At 59.4% G+C, this 17,938-nt stretch carries 16 protein-coding genes; 13 read left to right on the top strand and 3 right to left on the bottom strand.

The features are described from left to right. Window positions 1-32 precede the first annotated feature (32 nt). Window positions 33-1,007 carry an ABC transporter ATP-binding protein gene (locus tag MGEO_RS04905; protein WP_085635631.1) on the bottom strand — a complete coding sequence of 325 codons (975 nt, stop codon included), beginning with the start codon at window positions 1,005-1,007 and terminating at the stop codon, window positions 33-35. A gap of 252 nt (window positions 1,008-1,259) precedes the next feature. Between MGEO_RS04905 and MGEO_RS04900 the strand changes: the two genes are divergently transcribed. The 3 genes from MGEO_RS04900 (at window position 1,260) to MGEO_RS04890 (ending at window position 3,829) form a co-directional block, all read left to right on the top strand. Next, on the top strand, window positions 1,260-1,946 hold the full coding sequence (locus MGEO_RS04900; protein ID WP_085635572.1) for a GntR family transcriptional regulator: 687 nt from the start codon (window positions 1,260-1,262) through the stop codon (window positions 1,944-1,946). Further along, window positions 1,943-2,776: a GNAT family N-acetyltransferase gene (locus MGEO_RS04895; RefSeq protein WP_085635571.1), complete on the top strand. Its 834-nt coding sequence runs from the start codon at window positions 1,943-1,945 to the stop codon at window positions 2,774-2,776. The genes MGEO_RS04900 and MGEO_RS04895 overlap by 4 nt, the downstream gene beginning before the upstream one ends. 78 nt (window positions 2,777-2,854) lie before the next feature. Further along, on the top strand, window positions 2,855-3,829 hold the full coding sequence (locus tag MGEO_RS04890) for a LysR family transcriptional regulator (protein ID WP_085635570.1): 975 nt from the start codon (window positions 2,855-2,857) through the stop codon (window positions 3,827-3,829). A gap of 8 nt (window positions 3,830-3,837) precedes the next feature. Here the strand turns inward: MGEO_RS04890 and MGEO_RS04885 are convergent, their stop codons facing one another. Beyond that, on the bottom strand, window positions 3,838-5,430 hold the full coding sequence (locus MGEO_RS04885; protein ID WP_085635569.1) for a trimethylamine methyltransferase family protein: 1,593 nt from the start codon (window positions 5,428-5,430) through the stop codon (window positions 3,838-3,840). Between the two features lie 118 nt (window positions 5,431-5,548). Between MGEO_RS04885 and MGEO_RS04880 the strand changes: the two genes are divergently transcribed. The 10 genes from MGEO_RS04880 (at window position 5,549) to MGEO_RS04835 (ending at window position 16,503) form a co-directional block, all read left to right on the top strand. Continuing rightward, window positions 5,549-7,984, top strand: a complete 2,436-nt coding sequence (locus tag MGEO_RS04880) for a GcvT family protein (RefSeq protein WP_085635568.1) — start codon at window positions 5,549-5,551, stop codon at window positions 7,982-7,984. 163 nt (window positions 7,985-8,147) lie between these two features. Next, window positions 8,148-8,414 carry an acylphosphatase gene (locus MGEO_RS04875; protein ID WP_085635567.1) on the top strand — a complete coding sequence of 89 codons (267 nt, stop codon included), beginning with the start codon at window positions 8,148-8,150 and terminating at the stop codon, window positions 8,412-8,414. Between the two features lie 126 nt (window positions 8,415-8,540). Then, window positions 8,541-9,143, top strand: a complete 603-nt coding sequence (locus MGEO_RS04870) for a Rieske (2Fe-2S) protein (protein ID WP_085635566.1) — start codon at window positions 8,541-8,543, stop codon at window positions 9,141-9,143. Beyond that, window positions 9,140-9,976, top strand: coding sequence for an aromatic ring-hydroxylating oxygenase subunit alpha (locus MGEO_RS04865; RefSeq protein WP_085635565.1), 837 nt, complete (start codon window positions 9,140-9,142; stop codon window positions 9,974-9,976). The genes MGEO_RS04870 and MGEO_RS04865 overlap by 4 nt, the downstream gene beginning before the upstream one ends. Next, complete coding sequence (locus tag MGEO_RS04860) at window positions 9,973-10,587, top strand: glutathione S-transferase family protein (protein WP_085635564.1); 615 nt, start codon at window positions 9,973-9,975, stop codon at window positions 10,585-10,587. Before MGEO_RS04865 ends, MGEO_RS04860 begins: the two co-directional genes overlap by 4 nt. Then, window positions 10,584-11,981, top strand: a complete 1,398-nt coding sequence (locus MGEO_RS04855; protein WP_085635563.1) for an amidohydrolase — start codon at window positions 10,584-10,586, stop codon at window positions 11,979-11,981. Before MGEO_RS04860 ends, MGEO_RS04855 begins: the two co-directional genes overlap by 4 nt. Continuing rightward, complete coding sequence (locus MGEO_RS04850) at window positions 11,974-13,068, top strand: BMP family ABC transporter substrate-binding protein (RefSeq protein WP_085635562.1); 1,095 nt, start codon at window positions 11,974-11,976, stop codon at window positions 13,066-13,068. The genes MGEO_RS04855 and MGEO_RS04850 overlap by 8 nt, the downstream gene beginning before the upstream one ends. Further along, window positions 13,065-14,564, top strand: a complete 1,500-nt coding sequence (locus MGEO_RS04845; RefSeq protein WP_085635561.1) for an ABC transporter ATP-binding protein — start codon at window positions 13,065-13,067, stop codon at window positions 14,562-14,564. Before MGEO_RS04850 ends, MGEO_RS04845 begins: the two co-directional genes overlap by 4 nt. Further along, window positions 14,561-15,631, top strand: a complete 1,071-nt coding sequence (locus tag MGEO_RS04840; protein ID WP_233139647.1) for an ABC transporter permease — start codon at window positions 14,561-14,563, stop codon at window positions 15,629-15,631. Before MGEO_RS04845 ends, MGEO_RS04840 begins: the two co-directional genes overlap by 4 nt. Beyond that, on the top strand, window positions 15,628-16,503 hold the full coding sequence (locus MGEO_RS04835; protein WP_085635560.1) for an ABC transporter permease: 876 nt from the start codon (window positions 15,628-15,630) through the stop codon (window positions 16,501-16,503). Before MGEO_RS04840 ends, MGEO_RS04835 begins: the two co-directional genes overlap by 4 nt. 145 nt (window positions 16,504-16,648) lie before the next feature. On the opposite strand, the gene MGEO_RS04830 is transcribed toward MGEO_RS04835, so the two are convergent. Beyond that, window positions 16,649-17,938 carry an aspartate aminotransferase family protein gene (locus tag MGEO_RS04830; RefSeq protein ID WP_085635559.1) on the bottom strand — a complete coding sequence of 430 codons (1,290 nt, stop codon included), beginning with the start codon at window positions 17,936-17,938 and terminating at the stop codon, window positions 16,649-16,651.

Raw genomic sequence — 17,938 nt, 5'->3', positions numbered from 1 at the left:
AATTGGGTCATTCGTGAAGGAAAGTCCTGATCTCAAACCTCCAGACGGTGCAGCCGACCGTCATCCCAGCTCAGCCGGACGGCGTCGCCGGGCGATTTCGGAGATTTGAAGAAGTCTTCTTCCGGCAGCAGGGCCAATACGTCGTCACCGCTGTCGGTTCTGGTGGAAATTGCGACTGATGCGCCTTGGTATTCGACCGCCGTGATCGTCGCGGCCAGCCCATCGTCGGAAAGCCGGATAGCGTCCGATCTTATCGTTGATTTGCCTTCGGGCAGATCGATCACGTTGTGGCCCCCGATGAATCGCGCCACGAACTCGGTTCGGGGTGCGGCCCAAACCTCGCGCGCCGGCCCGGCCTGTTCGATCACCGCATCGTTCATCACGACGATCTCATCAGCCAGCGCGAGCGCTTCATCCTGACCGTGGGTCACGTGAATAAAGGTGATGCCCAACTCACGCTGCAGCTTTTTCAGTTCAGTCCGCATCCGGACACGGAGAAACGGGTCGAGCGCGGAAAGAGGTTCGTCCAGCAACAGCACTTTCGGCTCGGTCACGAGGGCCCGAGCCAGAGCCACGCGCTGCTGCTGCCCACCAGACAGTTGGTCCGGAAGTCGATCGGCAAGATGCGTCATATCCACAAGAGCAAGCAGTTCGTCAGCCCGCTTGTGCCGTGTTGGCTTGTCCACGCCTTTCATCCGCAGTGAAAATGCGACGTTGTCCCGGACTGACAGGTGGGGGAACAGCGCGTAATTCTGAAACATCATGGCCGTGCCACGCTGGGCCGGCGGAAGAGACGACACATCCTGACCGTCAAGTACGATCGATCCCTCGCTCACCTCTTCATGGCCAGCGATCATCCGCAGGGTTGACGATTTCCCGCAGCCGCTCGGACCAAGCAGGCAGACATAGCTGCCGGGCGCAAAGACATGGTTTATGTCTCTCACTGCAACCGTGCTGCCGTAGCGCTTGGTCAGGTGGACCAATTCAAGATCGTATCCGCTGCGCATGTCATCCCCGTTCAAGGCGTCGGGGACATGAGACGGTGCGATGGCATGGAAAGATAAGTCTTTCGCACCCCAAACGGCACAGAAACCACTTTCGCCCATTTTATGGGCAATATCCAAAGTGATGTGCGCAAAAATGTGCGCAAGATTGTACACAAAACTGGCGACAACAACTCAGGGCAGCTTGTCTCTTGTCCTGCTGTCTCCGAATCGAAATAACCAAAGAACGCGGAAGACTAGCAGGCGTGGGGCGCGATGGACGCGATAGAGATAAAGCAATGGACCAGTGACAGCGTCGCGGCTGATTTGGAGCGTGCGATCCACGAACACCGTCTGCCTCCCGCTACAAAGCTCGGCGAAGACGAATTGGGTGATGCCTACGGGATCAGCCGGACGACAGTGCGGGCGGCGCTTCATGCGCTGTCTCATCGCCGTCTGGTAGAATTGAAGCGCAACCGCGGTGCGTTCGTTGCACAACCCAGCGTACGCGAGGCCCGAGAAGTCTTCGAGGCGCGTTCATTGCTGGAACCCCGAACGGCCCGGTCCGCTGCCGAACGGATGACGGATATCGAACTTGCGCGACTGCGCGAGAATATCGAGGACGAACATGCGGCACTGGATGCCAGCGAAGACGGGCGGGCACTGTTTCTGTCAGGGCAGTTCCACCTCGAAATCGCACGTATCGCAGACCAGAGCACGATCGAGGCTTTCATTTCCGAGCTGATCTCACGATCTTCCCTGATCATCGCACTGTATTGGAGACGACGCGCCGCTTTGTGTGAGACACAGGCCCATCACGCATTGCTTGATGCGTTTGAACGTCGCGATGGAGATGCGGCAGAGCAATTGATGAAAAGCCATCTGCTTGATCTTGTCGCTTCGCTTGACCTGCGCAATGTCGCCCAACCCGCCACGTCTCTGCGCGAAGCCCTGCAACGATGAGCAACATTTCCTGTCGTACTGCATCCCAATCCGAAGTTGCACAGATGTTGAACTGGGCGGCTGACGAAGGCTGGAACCCAGGGCTGGACGATGCCGAGGCCTTTTTCGCCGCTGACCCGGCGGGCTTCTTTGTGGCCGAAACGGCCGAAAAAATCGTCGCGGCGATTTCCGTCGTGAACCACAGCGACAGCTTCTCATTCCTGGGTCTTTATCTGTGCCTACCGGAGTATCGAGGGCGCGGGATCGGTTACGCGCTATGGCAGCACGCCATTGCACATGCTGGCGAGCGCGTGATCGGTCTGGACGGCGTTCCTGAACAGGAATCCAATTATGCCAAATCAGGTTTCGTCCTGGCCGACCGGACACGCCGCCTGACCGGGTCGATTTCCAAAGAAGACTTGGTTCTGCCGCTTGCGACACAAGAGGAGTTCGCCGCACTTGCCAACCTCGACGAGGTGGCAAACGGTGTGGCGCGCACAGATTTTTTGCGGTCTTGGCTCAAATCTGCGCCCACACGAAAAACAGTGGTGCTCAAAGAAAATGGAATGATCACAGGCTTTGCGACGGCACGGCTTTGTCGGTCGAACTGTAAAATCGGTCCTGTCATCGCGCCCGATGCGAATACAGCTCTGCACCTCGTACATCAGGCCGCCGCCGCTTTGGATTGCTCCACCGTCATCATTGATGTGCCCGACAGCAGTATCGCTTTCGGTGATATCCTTCGGAAGAAAGGATTTACAGAAAGCTTTGCAACGGCGCGCATGTATCGTGGCGCAGGCCCGCAGGCGGTTGATACGCTCCACGCTGTCGCGACATTGGAATTGGGATAAAGTACCCCCTACTGTGATACAGATCGTTCAAACCCCGTTTGAACTTCCAGATGGGATCGGAAGCAGGCAAGGGCGGCCATGCCAAAACCCTTTTCGCAAAAAACGCTTAGCCTGAAATGGCTTGAGATATTTCAGGCCTGTGCCCGAAGTGGATCGCTGCGAGAAACCGCACGAGAGACCGGCTTGGCGGTCAGCACCGTCTCGCATCACCTGCGTTGCCTTGAAGACCACCTCGGCACCGAATTGTTCAATCATGCGCGTCGGCCCATGGTTCTGACACCCAAGGGTGAGGTCTTTCTTCGGAACATCGATGTCGCTCTGCACGCGATCCGCAAGGCCACGGCGGAAACCTCCTCCGGCGATCTCGCCGGGGCGCGGTATCTGAGGTTGGGCACAATCGAGGATCTGGACAGCGACGTCACACCTGAACTTGCCGTCTTCCTGTCAGCCAGAATGCCTGACTGCGCGTTCCTTTATCACACGGCGTCCAGTCACGAGATCATCGGCATGTTGCGCGACCGGAAGCTCGATCTGGGGATCACCATTACGCCGCCAGAGCGGATGCGCGATCTGGAGGATATGCCGCTCCTGCGCGATCCGTTTGTCGTGGTCCTGCCCGCGGGGAGGAAAGAACCGCTGTCAGATGTTGTGTCGGGCAAGGCCAGCCTGCCGTTCCTGCAGTTTTCAGGCGACCTTATCATTGCAAGGCAAGTCGAAGCGCAACTGCGCCGACTGGGTGTCACTCTGCCAAATACATTCGAATGTGGAAGCAATCAGACATTGATGGCGATGGTTGCTGCAGGAGCTGGTTGGACGATCAACACGCCGCTTCTCTTTGCCCGTGCCAAACGGTTCCACGCAAAATTGACCGTGCATCCTTTTCCGGGAAAGCGATTTTCACGCACGCTCTCGCTTGTCGTGACGCCGGATTGTTCGCGAGCGGTTCTGGAAATCGTTGACCAAAAGTTAAGATCGTCACTCGAACAGCATGTCATCCAACCGTCTCTCGACCGCATGCCGTGGCTGAAAGATCAGTTCACCCTGATCGATTGAGAGGAGCGTCACGCTGGATAAAGAATGTTGAAGCGCGTCCGGATTTCGGCATCCTGTTCCGGCGTCAGGTACTCGGGATTATGAGTTGCAAGAAGGTCTCTCACCTTCGAATGTGCTCTGTCCCAGGCGTCCTTTGCCCCACCTTCTGCCCAACTCCGCGGTTCTGAGCGATCCGCAAGTGACGGATAGAAATAATCACGTTCCATCGCAGCGTAGGTGTGGAACCCACCAAGGAAATGTCCCTCCCCCAAAACCGACTCTACAATGGCTTCATACCCGAGGTTTTCCTCGGAAACCTCGATCCCTCTGAGGATGCGGTAGGTGTTCGAATGCATCTCGTCATCCAGCACGAAGGCTTCAAAGCTCGCACCCAACAGTGACGCCGTCATTCCAGAGCTTTCGTAGATCAGGTTTCCACCCGCGAGTGCCGCCGCCAAAGACGTAAGCCCCTTTTCCATTCCATATTGCGCGTCAATCGCTTTGGCGTCGGTCATCGAACAGGCAACGCCTGACGGAAGCCCCAACCAGTTCGACACCTGTGCCGACGCTGCATTGAGAAGGGCCGTTTCCCCGCTGCCTCCGGCAAAGGCTCCTGTGCGCAGATCAACCACAAGAGGCCAGTTCGAAAACACCATCGGAAAGCCTGGCTGGATCGCATGCACCATCACGAGGCTTGCCAGGGTCTCGGCCAGGGATTGAGCAAGAAATCCCGCCATGGTCGCTGGGGCCGTTGCCCCCGCCTGCGCAGCAGTGATGCAGGACATGGGAATATTATGGCGGATACACTCATACACGACCTCAACCGCATCCTCACCAAATCGCATGGGCGAAATGATCGGGCTGATATGCGCTTTTAGAAACGGACGTTCGGAGAATCTTCCTTGCCCGCCGGCCGCAATGTCGAGCATTTCGACAATCGGAGCCACGTGCGATGCCAGCGTGAACGAGGTCGCAACCGGTTTCGTCGTGTTCCTCAGCAGAGCATAGGCCGTGTTGACATCAAGATCGTAGTTGTCCGGGACGTCCGTCGCGACACAGCATCGCGTGTACCAGCTGACATTGGTCAGAGTGTCCTGCAACCGGGTGAAATCGTGCAGATCTCGCAAGGTCGATGGACGGTATCTGCGCGTCTCCAGATCAAGCGTCTGCACCGCCGCCCCACCGGTTCCGAAATGAACGCGGTTGAGCCCCACTTCAATCGAACGCGCACTGTCGCGACCATGAAGGGCAAAGGTTTTCGCCGATTGGTCGATAGCCTGATGCACCAGTCGCGCGGGAAAACAAACGCGCCCATTGGCGTTACTTTTTGCTCCAACCGCCTCAAGGTCCCTGCGCAGCCTTTCGGGAACCTCACCCAATCCGAGCGTTTCCAGAAGTCTGAGTGCTGTATCAAAAATCGCGTTCAACTCGGCTTCGCTCAGCGGCTTGTAAGCCCCGCCGATTTGTCCTGGCGGACAAGGATCAAATGCCGGTTTCGCCTTGCGCAGCGCGATACGTTCTTTCCGACCTGCGCGTCGTAATTGTCCGCTCACGAGAAAACCGTCCTCGATGTGTTGTGCAACCGGATCACGCTCTGAATCGATCACGACATCAATACGCATTTGGTTTTTCTGATTTTATCGAAAAATAAATTCTGTTTATTCGAAACTCTTTGGATTCAGTTGCGCACGGAACAAAAAGTTTTCCTGCTGTTCTGATGGAGTCAATCGGAGACCAGCCATGAAATCGCGGACCAGGGTCGTTGTCATCGGTGGCGGCATCGCCGGGTGCTCGACGCTCTATCACCTGACACAGGAGGGATGGAGCGATGTGGTGCTCATCGAACGGGATGAGCTGACATCGGGAACCACATGGCATTCCGCAGCACAGGTGACGAATTTCGGGATGAACCAGACAATGGTCGGCCTGAAATCCCATTCCATCGCGCTCTACAAAAAGCTGCGCGATGACCCGGAATACCCGGTTGGTTATCACCACGGCGACGGTGGGATCCGTCTGGCCAACACCGAAGCGCAAATGCAGGGCTACCGTCATTTCTCGTCGATGGCGCGGGGGATGGGCGTCGAGTTCGAGATCATAGACGCGGAGGAATGTGCGCGGCGCCATCCGCTCATTTCGACAGAAAACCTGCTGGGCGGACTGTGGGATGGTGAAGATGGCGACATTGACCCCGCACAGCTCTGTCAGGCGCTTGCCTTCCACGCACGCAAGGCCGGAGCAGAGGTTTACCGCCACACCCCTGTGACGGGCCTCACGCAGCACTCTGACGACACTTGGACGGTCGAAACCACACAAGGCAACATCGACGCGGACATAGTGGTGAACGCCTGCGGTTACCGTGTGAACGAGGTCGCCGCGATGATGGGTGCCCATCATCCGGTTGCGTCGATGGAACACCAGTATTTCGTCACCGAGGACATCCCCGCAATCATTGAGGCAGGTCACCGCATGCCGCTGCTGCGCTGCCCGATCTCGGACTACTATGCGCGGCAGGAAAAGAACGGGCTTTTGGTGGGCTTCTACGAACAGGGCTGCAAGACCTGGGGCATGGACGGCATTAGCCCGTCATTTGCCAATGATCTCTGCCCGGACGATCTGGATCGCGTCATGGACGTGCTCGAAGGTGCATTTTCAAGAATGCCCGCCTTGGCTGAGGTCGGCATCAAACGGGTTGTAAACGGTCCGATCACCTACACAATCGATGGCGCGCCATTGGTCGGCCCGATACCGGGCAAACGCAATGCGTTCTGCATCATCGGCCTGCGCGCCGGCGTCGGCGAAGGTGGTGGCCATGGTTGGCTTCTCGCCCAGCAGATCGTTCATGGCGAAGCCTGCTATGACACCTGGTGCCTTGATCCCCGCCGGTTCACCGGTCACGCGAATGTCGAACTGACCTCCCGGAAAGCCATTGAAGACTACCAAAACGAATTTCGGTTCCATTTCCCGCACGAACACCGCCCTGCAGGCCGGCCCGCCAAGACCACTCCTCTGACGCCGGTGCTGGCAGCAGAAGGGGCCGAGTTCACCGTGGTCAATGGCTGGGAACGGGTCGACTACATCAAGCCTTCGCCGGATTTTCACCCAAGCCTGAGTTTCGATTTTGACGAAACCTTTGACCTGATCGCGTCCGAGGTCCGTAATGTGCAGACCAATGTTGGCCTTACCGAGGTCAATGGCTTCAACCGGATCGAGATCACAGGCGCGGACAGGCATGCGTTTCTTGATCGAATGATGTGTGGAGCGGTCACCAAGCGTGACGGCAGGGTTGGACTTGGCTACCTGCTCAACCATCACGGAATGCTCAAAGCCGAAGCAACGGTTGCCAACATCCCCGCATCGGACCGAGGGCCGGCAAGGGTCTGGTTCGGATCGGCCGCAGCCGCAGAATGGCATGACCTTGATTGGTTGAGCACACATCGCAGGCAGGACGAAGATGTTCATCTCAACAGCCTGACAAATGACCAGACCATCCTCGTTCTCGCTGGACCCAGATCGCGGGAGGTCATGCAGGCCGTGAGTCGCGCCGATTGGTCAGCAGAAGCCTTTCCATGGCTTTCGGTCCGGGAGTGTTTTGTTGGATTTGCGCCTGCCACTGTGATGAGCGTCAGCTTCTCTGGTGAATTGGCGTATGAAATCCATGTCCCGAACGCCTCTCTGTACGCCGCATTTCTGGCGCTGCGGGAAGCCGGACAGAGCTACGGGATGCACCTGTTCGGCGCCCGGGCAATCGAGTCGATGCGGATGGAAAAAGGCTTTCTTCACTGGAAAGCGGACCTTCTGACCGAGTTCGACCCTTTCGAAACCGGGCTGGACCGGTTCGTGAAACTCGAGAAAGGTGATTTCATCGGCAAAGGTGGGCTGTGCCGACGGCAGCTTGAGGGGCCACGCAGAAAACTTGTCACTCTTGACATAGCATCGACCCGCGCGCCCGCACATGGTGGTGCCTCTCTTATGGAGAAGGGAAAGGTTGTGGGAACCGTAACGTCCGGCGCGTGGGGGTATCGGGTCGGAATGAACCTCGCCTATGCCTTTGTTGACCCCGGGATTTCCGAGGTTGGTCAGGTGATCGAACTGGATCTATGCGGAGCCAGGGTGCCCGCGAAGGTTATTCCGCCGTCGCCTTATGATCCGGGCCACACGAACCTGCGGGTCTAGCGGGTCTCTCGTTGCCATGTGCCACGTATTGGGTGCCATGTCCGGCATCGCGGCCCATCCGGAGTTTTGCAGGAAATGCATCGCCACTGGTCCAGCACCTTGCGAAACAGGTCCGTTCCCGCAATCCTGACAGGAACAGGAAAATCCGGCTGGACACCACACCATGACACCAGGCACGCACTTGGCAACAATTCATCTGACGGGCGACGTGCACAGCAGCGACTTCCCCGGATGGATCGCGCATCACGCGCATAAGTTGGGGCTATCCGGCATCGCTACAAAACCTGTGCCATCAGGCTTGGAAATCAGTGCCCGTGGCGCGGAAGAGATGCTTCACGCGCTTGCTCTTGGAGCCAGCCTTGGCCCGCAAAGCGTGCTGGTTGACACCATCGAAATTACAACCGTTGAGTGCGCAGCCGAAGCGAAGTGACTACAAAATAGTCTAACAGCCAAAAAAATGTGCGAATATCTCGGTGCTGGCACTGATTTGCAAACTGCCGTTATTGATTAGAGACGTCCGCTCTGCCTTACTTGCCCCGACTTTCGCGGAGCGGTTATGAGCTGGATTGCTGTTGGATTGAAGAAGGACGTTCCGCCAGGCATCGTGATCCCCAGCCGCCTCGCAGATACAGAGCTTGCTGTCTGGTGTGCGCCTTCCGGCAGTTATCACGCTTGGTCTGACCGCTGTCCGCATCGCGGCATGCGCCTGTCGCACGGTTTTGTCCGGGGCAATACACTCGCCTGTATCTACCACGGCTGGCAATACAACGAAGCCGGCTCATGCGACTACATTCCCGCCCACCCCAAGTTGACGCCACCCGATACGATCTGCGTGCCGACCTACTCCTGCACCGAGGCAGGCGGTGTGATCTGGGTGTCGCTGGAAGCCACGGACCAACCGCTTCCCGAACTGGGCGGGCGCGTACCGGTCCGCTCGGTGCCGATAGCCCTGTCTGCGGAAAACGTCGCGGCGCATTTCGGCGCAGGATCCGCCCCGACCGTCGCAGTGGTCTCGGACCACGACACGGTTCTTGCGCTCCAACCCTGCACAGACACTCTGACAATGGCGCATGTTCTTGCATCGCCGGACGCCGATCCAAAAGCCGTGTCACGCTGGGTGGAGGACTTGCGGGCAACGCTTGAAGGGGTTCCGGCATGAATACAGCCATTGAAAACCATTGGTATCCGGTCGCAATGATCTCGGGCATAGACGGCCCGCGCGAAACTTTACTGCTTGGTAAAAAAATCACTTTGGGCCGGAAGGATGGCACTTGCTGGGTCAAGGACGCGACCGGAAAAGCACTACCGACCGTCGAACGGTTCGGCCATCTCTGGACCAGCCCCGGCCAGCCCAACCGTGACCTCTTCACCATCCCAGAAGCCGACAGCCCCGGTCGTCGCCTGGTGGATGTGGGGTCGGTCAAGGTCAAATGCTCGCCCCTGCGTGCGGTCGAGAACTTCCTCGACATCGCGCATTTCCCGTTTGTGCATACCGACATTCTCGGAGCCGAGCCACATACCGAGGTGGACCGTTACGACGTCAAGATCCGCGAAGAGGTGGACGAGGTCTGGGCGACCAAGGTGAAATTCTACCAACCGCAGGCCGCGAAATCCGCTGCGGGCGGGATCACCACAGAATACATGTACCGCGTGCCCGCGCCGACCTGTTCGGTACTCTACAAGACCTGTCCGCCCCGACCGGGCGAATGGGACATAATCACGCTTTTCGTGCAGCCTCTGACCGACGAATGGTGCGAGGTCTGGCCGTGGATGGCGCTCTATGATGACGAGTCGACCATGTCCGAGATGGTCTCTTTCCAGCAGCTGATCTTCATGCAGGACCGCTCGATCCTCGAAAACCAGATCCCGCGCAAACTGCCGCTCGATCCGGGGATGGAGGTGCCGACACAGGCAGACATGACCTCGGTCGCCTATCGCCGCTGGCTCAAGAAGATCGGTTACACCTACGGCGCGCAATTGGTGGCGGCATGATCCTTTACGACTACGTTCTGAGCGCCAGTTGCTACAAAGTCCGCCTGATGGCGGCGCTGCTCGGTACGCCGCTGATCCTGCGGGCGGTGAACTTCCACCCGGCCCGCGAACACAAGTCGCCCGAAATGCTGGCGCTGAACCCCAAGGGTACTCTCCCGATCCTGCAAGACGGCGAAACTGTACTGACCGACAGCGCCGACATCCTGCGGCACCTGACCATGGACCATCCCGAATGGCGGAGCCCCGACGATGACCGCTGGCTGGCATTTGCTTCGGACCTGAACGAAAGCCTTGGTCTCGCTCGGCTTCATGACGTGATCGGGTACGAGGCTGACATCGACACAGCCCGCGCGGCAGGTGTGACGGCTCTGCGCAAGCTCGAGGCGCATCTGACGGAACAGCGCTTTGACGGTCTGATCTTCTTGACCGGCAAGGCACCGACCATCGCGGATATCGCTTGCTTCCCGAACACGGCTCTTGCGCCTGATGGCGGCTTTAGCCTCGATCCCTATCCTTCGATCCGGCTCTGGATGCGGGCAGTCCGATCGCTGCCGGGCTTCATCGAAATGCCTGGCATCCACCGTCTGCATGAACTGGCCCACCCGGCATGACCGCGATCCTGCTCAAGAACTGCGAGGCGATCGTCACCTCGGCCAGCGCTCCGGTTCTGCGGCACCAAGACATTCTTTGCGAGAACGGTGCAATCACGGCCATTGGACCCGACCTGGCCCGTCAGGCGCCCGACGGGACCGAGGTCATCGAAGCCACCGGGCACTTCATCTATCCGGGCCTCGTCAATACACACCACCATTTCTTCCAATGCTTCGTCCGCAACCGGGCCGAACTGGACTGGACGCGCTATTCGGTGATCGAATGGCTCGACCGCATCTACCCGATCTTCTCTCGTCTGACCGAGGACTGTTTCTATCACAGCTCTGTCGTCGCGATGGCCGAACTGATCAAACACGGCTGCACCTCTGCGTTTGACCACCAATACTGCTTCCCGCGCCATGCCGGGTCTCACATCATCGACCGGCAATTCGAGGCGGCAGACCTCTTGGGCATGCGCTTTCACGCGGGCCGGGGCGGCAACACGCTGCCAAAATCCGAGGGCAGCACGATCCCAGACGAGATGCTGGAGTCGACCGACGAATTCATCTCGGCCTGCGAACGTGCCATCGACGCGTTCCACGATCCGGCACCCTTTTCGATGCGACAGGTGGCAGTGGCTCCCTGCCAGCCGGTCAACTGCTACCGCGAGACATTCGAGCAGTCCGTGTCGCTTGCGCGCGACAAGGGCGTGATCCTGCACAGCCATGTGGGCGAAGGGGAAAGCCCGGTGATTGAACAGGTCCATGGAAAGCGGACTGTTGATTACTGCGAAGAGATCGGCTTTGCCGGGCCGGACGTGTTCTATGCCCATGGCTGGGAACTGACGCGCGAAGAATTGGGCAAGCTGGCGACCTCCGGCACCGGCGTTTCGCATTGTCCTGAGCCGGTATATCTGGTCGGGGCCGAAGTCACAGACATCCCGGCGATGGATACGCTGGGGGTCCGCGTCGGACTGGGCTGCGACGGGGCGGCGTCGAACGACAATTCGAATCTGATGCACTGCATCCATTCCGGGTACATGCTGCAATGCCTTGTCGCCTCGACCCGACAGGACGGCGTGCCAGTGCCCGGACGGTTCCTGCACTATGCGACCGAAGGCGGGGCCTCGCTGCTTGGGCGCAAAGACATCGGCGCATTGCGCCCCGGCATGGCCGCGGACCTCTTCGCCATCGACACGCGCAAGCTTGATTTCGTGGGCACGCGCCATGATCCGATCAGCCTTCTGGCCAAGGTCGGTGTCGGTGCGCCAACGGACCTTACCATGATCAACGGTCGCATCGTCTGGCACAAAGGCGCGTTTCCGGGGATCGACGAAGGCGCACTGTTCGCCGCCGCCGAAGAGACACTTCACACCATTCTGCCAAACACAACCAACGGGGATAACCATGTCTGACACACTCAAACGCCGCAGTTTCCTGAAAGGCACGCTTGCCGCCACAACCGCGCTCGCTCTGCCGATGCGCGCACATGCGCAGGACGTTCTCAAGATGGGCGTTGTGCTGCCCTCGCCCATCGCGGATGTGGGTTGGTCGCACACGCTCATGGAAGGCGTGAACACCGTGAAGGAAGCCTATGGCGACAAGCTTGAGGTGACGGTGCTGGAAAACATCATGGAAGGTCCGGATGCCGACCGCATCGCCAACGGGTTGGTGTCCGAGGGCAACGAGGTTCTGCTGCTGGGCTCCTTCGGCTACCAGAACGGCGGCATCCAGATCGCCAAGCGCAACCGCGATGTGTCGATCATCCATGCCTCGGGCTTCATGGTCGAGCCGAACTTCGCCCCCTTCACCGCGAAATACTGGCAGGGCACCTACCTGATGGGGATGGCCGCCGCGTCGTTGACCAAGACCAAGAAGATCGGCTGTGTCGGCGCGTTCGCGATCCCGGAACTGATCACCTCGATCAACGCTTTCATGCTGGGCGCGCTGTCGGTTGATCCCGAAATCACCATGAGCGTCGTCTGGGTGAACAGCTGGTTCGACCCCGCGTCGGAACAGGAAGCCGCCAAGGCTCTGATTTCGCAGGACGTGGATATTCTTTTCTCGAACGCGCAGGACACGCCATCGGTGATCGCTGTGGCGGAAGAGGCCGGGGTCTATGCCTACAACCTCAACTCCTCAATGAAGAAATACGCGCCCTCCAAGTACCTCGGTGTCGTCGGCACCGATTGGGGTCCGCATTTCAAGCGTCTGGTCGATGGGCACGTGGCGGGCGAATTCCCCGGTGCGAACTACTGGCTGGGCATGGAAGACGATGTGGTCTTCACTGCCGACTGGAACCCGGACATCCCGGCCGACATGATCGAACAGATCAAAGCCAAGGAAGCCGAGATCGAGGCGGGTGACTTCGTGGTCTTCAAAGGTCCGCTCACCGACCAGTCCGGCACCGAGCGTGTGGCGGATGGCGTGGCGATGACGGATGGCGAAATCATCGGCATGGACTGGCATGTTGCGGGCGTGACCACGCCGCTGCCGTCGTGAGCCAGCCTGCGCTGCTGAGGCTTGCAAAGGTCTCCAAGCGCTACGGCACCGTTCAGGCCAACAAGGAGATCGACCTCGAGGTGCATTCGGGGTCGATCCATGCCGTGCTGGGTGAAAACGGGGCGGGCAAATCCACCCTGATGAAGCTCATCTACGGCGTCGAACAGCCGGATGCGGGGCATATCTACTGGAACGGGCAGGAGGTGCATCTTGCCCGGCCCTCCGACGCCCAGGCGCTTGGCATCGGGATGGTGTTCCAGCATTTCTCGCTTTTCGAAACGCTGAGCGTCGTGCAGAACGTGTCGCTGATGATCCCCGGCAAACCGGCGGACCTGGCGCAGAAGATAAGTGATCTGGGGGACCAGTTCGGGCTTTCTGTCGATCCCCACGCGATGGTGCATCGTCTGTCGGTGGGCGAGCGCCAGCGGGTCGAGATCATCCGTTGTCTGCTGCTCAATCCGAAGCTCTTGATCCTTGACGAACCGACCTCCGTGCTGCCGCCGCAAAGCGTGCGTCGCCTGTTCGAGACCTTGCGCAAGCTGCAGGCCGAGGGGATGGCGATCCTGTTCATTTCGCACAAGCTGGATGAGATCCGCGAGCTGTGCGACACCGCAAGTGTCCTGCGCAGCGGTGAGGTAACGGGCCGCGTAGATCCGCGCGAGCATGATGCGCGGTCTCTGGCGCAATTGATGATCGGGCGCGAGATGCCGAACGTAGCACATGCCGCGCCGCGCCCGCCGAGGGAAGAACGGCTGCGCCTTAACGCGCTGAGCCATCCGCGGGCCAGTCGGTTCGGGACGACGCTTGAGGGCATCGACCTCAAACTTCGCAGCGGCGAGATTGTCGGGATCGCAGGGATTTCTGGCAACGGGCAGCAGGAACTGGCGGCGCTGATTTCCGGTGAGACCCGGGCGCAGGAACCTGGCATGATCGAGATCATGGGCAAGAAGGTCGGGCACCTTGGCCCGATGGCGCGGCGCAAGCTGGGCTTTGCTTTTGTGCCGGAAGAACGGCTTGGGCGAGGCGCGGTGCCCGAGATGTCGTTAGCCGACAACAGCCTTCTGACCGCCCACAGTCGCAATATGTTGTCGCGCGGGTTCATTCGGCGCAGCGTGGAGCGCGCCTTTACGCGCGAATGCATCGACGCGTTCGATGTGCGGACCCCGGGACCGGATGCCGAAGCCGGCGCGATGTCGGGTGGCAATCTGCAGAAATTCATTCTGGGCCGCGAGATCATGCTGAACCCGGACGTGATGCTGGTGTCGCAACCCACATGGGGGGTCGACATCGGGGCCGCGACCGCCATTCGCAGGCGTCTGCTCGACATGCGCGATCAGGGCTGTGCGATCCTCGTGATTTCCGAGGAAATGGACGAGTTGTTCGAGATGTGCAGCAAGCTGCATGTGCTTCACAAAGGGCACCTGTCGTCCGCCCTGGACGCGGCCGAGACCAGCCCGCAGGAAATCGGGCGCTACATGATTGGGGCTGCGACGTGAAACTCCGACTGATCCGCCGCGACTCCGCCTCGCGACTTGCGATGTTCACCGCGCCCGTTCTGGCGCTGGTCTTCACCTGTCTGGCGAGCCTCGTCCTGTTCGCGGCATTGGGCAAAGACGCTGGCGCGGCATTACATGCCCTGCTGCTCAAGCCGTTCCTGAGTTGGTACAGCTTTTCCGAAGTACTCTTGAAGATGGCGCCGCTGCTCCTGATCGCGCAAGGGCTGGCCATCGGGTTCCGCGCCAACGTTTTCAACATTGGCGCAGAGGGCCAGTTCATCGTCGGTGCGCTTTGCGCCTCCGCGCTGCCGGTGTATTTCCCTGACGGGGATTTCCCGATGATGCTGCCCGCGATGATCGCCTTCGGGGCGTTGGGCGGTACGGTCTATGCTTTGATCGCAGCAGCCTTGCGCACCCGGTTCGGTGCGTCGGAGATTCTTGTCACACTCATGATGGCGCTGATCGCCGTGCAGATCCTGAACTACCTGCTGCTCGGTCCGTGGAAGGATCCACGTGGGTTCAACTTCCCGCAGACTGTGATGTTCCCGGACAATGCGCTTTTGCCGATCCTGTTCGATGGGACCCGAACGAATATCTCGCTCATCTTCTCGCTGCTGGCGAGCCTTTTTGCCTACCTGATGATGCAGCACCACTTCCGCGGCTACCAGTTGCGCACTGCGGGGTTGGCACCACGCGCCGCACTCTATGCCGGGTTTTCCGCCCCACGCATGGTGTGGTTGGGTCTTGGCCTGGGCGGATTGGCGGCTGGGATCGCGGGGGCGAGCGAGGTTGCGGGGCCACTGGGACAACTCCAACGCTCGGTCACGTCTGGCTACGGCTACGCCGCGATCATCGTAGCCTATGTGGGCGGTTTGAACCCCCTCGGGATCATCGCGTCCAGCTTCCTGATATCGGTCATCTATATCGGTGGCGACAGCGCTACCGTGTCCGCAAGGCTCCCGGTTGCAGCGGTCGAGGTGTTCCAGGGATTGCTTCTGTTCTTCTACCTGCTGACCTTCACACTGATCCGCTACCGGATCGAGTTCAGCCGAAAGGTGCCGGCATGAGCGGGCTGGAGTTTCTTCTGGCGGGTACGCTCGCCGCATCCCTTCCGCTGCTGCTGGCCGCTCTCGGAGAGATGGTCGTTGAAAAGACCGGGCTGCTGAACCTCGGGTTGGAAGGCATGATGGCCATCGGTGCCGCGATCGCTTTCATATGCGTTTACCACACCGGATCTCATGTTGTCGGGTTCGTGGCTGCGGCAGCGGTGAGTACGTTGATAGCAATGCTTTTTGCCGTTCTGGTGATTGCCGTGCGCGCCAACGAAGTTGCTTCTGGACTGGCCATTGGTGTTTTGGGGCTGGGCCTGTCAGCCCTGTTCGGGAAGACATACGAGAGCCTGACCATCAAAGGACTGCCAAAGATCGACATTCCAGTGCTGTCCGATATCCCCGTGATAGGTCCAACGGTGCTGACACAGGACATTGTGGTCTGGCTGGCAGTAATCGGCACTTTCGGTTTGTGGTGGACCCTCAACCGAACAAAACTAGGCCTCATCATTGCCGCGGTGGGCGAAAACGCTGAGGCAGCCCGCGCCATCGGATACCCGGTCGTCCTGATACGTCTTGCCGCCGCGGCATTTGGCGGTGCGATGTGTGGCGTTGCTGGGGCCTATGCCTCGACCGTTTACACACCGCTTTGGGCCGACGGGATGATTGCCGGCCGCGGGTGGATTGCACTCGCGCTCGTGGTGTTCGGGACATGGCAAACCGGACGTGTCGCCTTTGGCGCTCTGCTCTTCGGAATTCTGTCCCTCGGCGAACTGACGGCCCAGGCCATCGGGGTCGGGCTGCCGTCGCAGGTCTTGTCGAGCCTTCCCTATCTGGTGACGATCCTGATGCTTGTCGTGATTTCAAGACGGAAATCCGGCGCGTTCTAGCGGGCTGGCCGGTACAGCCGTTGTTTGCTCGATGGGAGCGTCGTGCTTTTAATCGCGGTGTTGGTGTCGGGCAAACCTGATCTCAATGGAAGCACCGCCCAATACGCCTGCCCCATGCTGCGACCGACCTTGGCATTTCTGCCCGTCAGGCAGTTGAGGAAACTTGAGCGACCGCTTGTGCAGCGACCAGAAACGCCTGTTCCGTCTGATCGAGGTCCGCCGTCGTCAAGGACAGAGAGGGGTACATCTTCCCGGGGCTTTTGAAGACTCCCTGCCCGCGTAGAGCTGAATTCCACACCTCTCCAAAGCGCGGGTGTGAATGGCGTGCGTTGCGGTAATCCGTTGGGTGCTGCGTGGTGAAATACACGTCGAACAGCGTCGGGTCGCCACATATGCGATGCGATATGCCTTGATCCGATAATGCGGAAGACTGCATCTTCATCAGGGTCTGCCCAAGCTGGCGCAGCCGCTCATACTGCTGCGAGCGTCGCAGGATTTCCATTGTTTTGAGGCCCGCAGCCGCCGCGACCGGATTCCCGGACAGGGTTCCGAGCTGCATCAGCCACTTGTCGGCGCCGACAATCGCTTTGTCGAAATGTGCCATGATCTCTGCACTGGCACCAAGCGCGGCAAGGGGAAATCCACCGCCGATTATTTTGCCCAAAGTGCAGATATCGGGAACCACCCCGTACCGTTCCTGTGCGCCGCCATATGCAAGACGGAAACCGGTGACAATCTCGTCGAAGATCAGAAGAAGCCCGTGGCGATCACACAGGTCGCGCAGCCCTTGCAGGAAACCGGGTTGCGCGGGAATGATGCGCTGGAGCGGCTCGACGATGATGGCCGCGACATCCGTGTGCTCATCCAAAAGTCCGGCCACCGCATCCAGATCATTGAATGGCGCGATCAGCATTTCGTCCGCGACGCCCTGAGGGATACCCGCACTGTCTGGCACGGGTGTCGGGAAGTTCACCTGGCGGGAAGGGGCAAGCGACATCTGCGCTTCGGCGCTCATGCCGTGATATCCCCCTTCAAATTTCAGGATCTTGGATTTGCCCGTATATGCTCGTGCCAGCCTGAGCGCATACATGTCCGCCTCACCACCTGACCCGACGAAACGCACCTGTTCGCAGCAAGGGACAGCCTCGACGATGGCCTCGGCCAACTCGATGCCTTTGGCATTGTTGGCAAAGAATGTCAGGCCATTGGGCAATTGTTCAAGAACAGCTTCCAATACTTCGGGGTGGCCGTGCCCAAGAAGCATCGGGCCGGAACCGATCAGGTAGTCCACGTATTCCCGACCGTCTTCATCCCAAATGCGGCTACCCTGACCCCGGGCGATGACAACGCCCGGGTCGAAATTGCCGAATCCGCCAGCAGGCAGCACAGCGCGGGCACGTGCGATCCAATCGTCTTGGCTGTGGATGCGGTTCAT

Source organism: Marivita geojedonensis (assembly GCF_002115805.1).
GTDB lineage: Bacteria > Pseudomonadota > Alphaproteobacteria > Rhodobacterales > Rhodobacteraceae > Marivita > Marivita geojedonensis.
The sequence above is the reverse complement of the archived record's forward strand: the minus strand, read 5'-3'. Positions and strand labels throughout refer to the sequence as shown.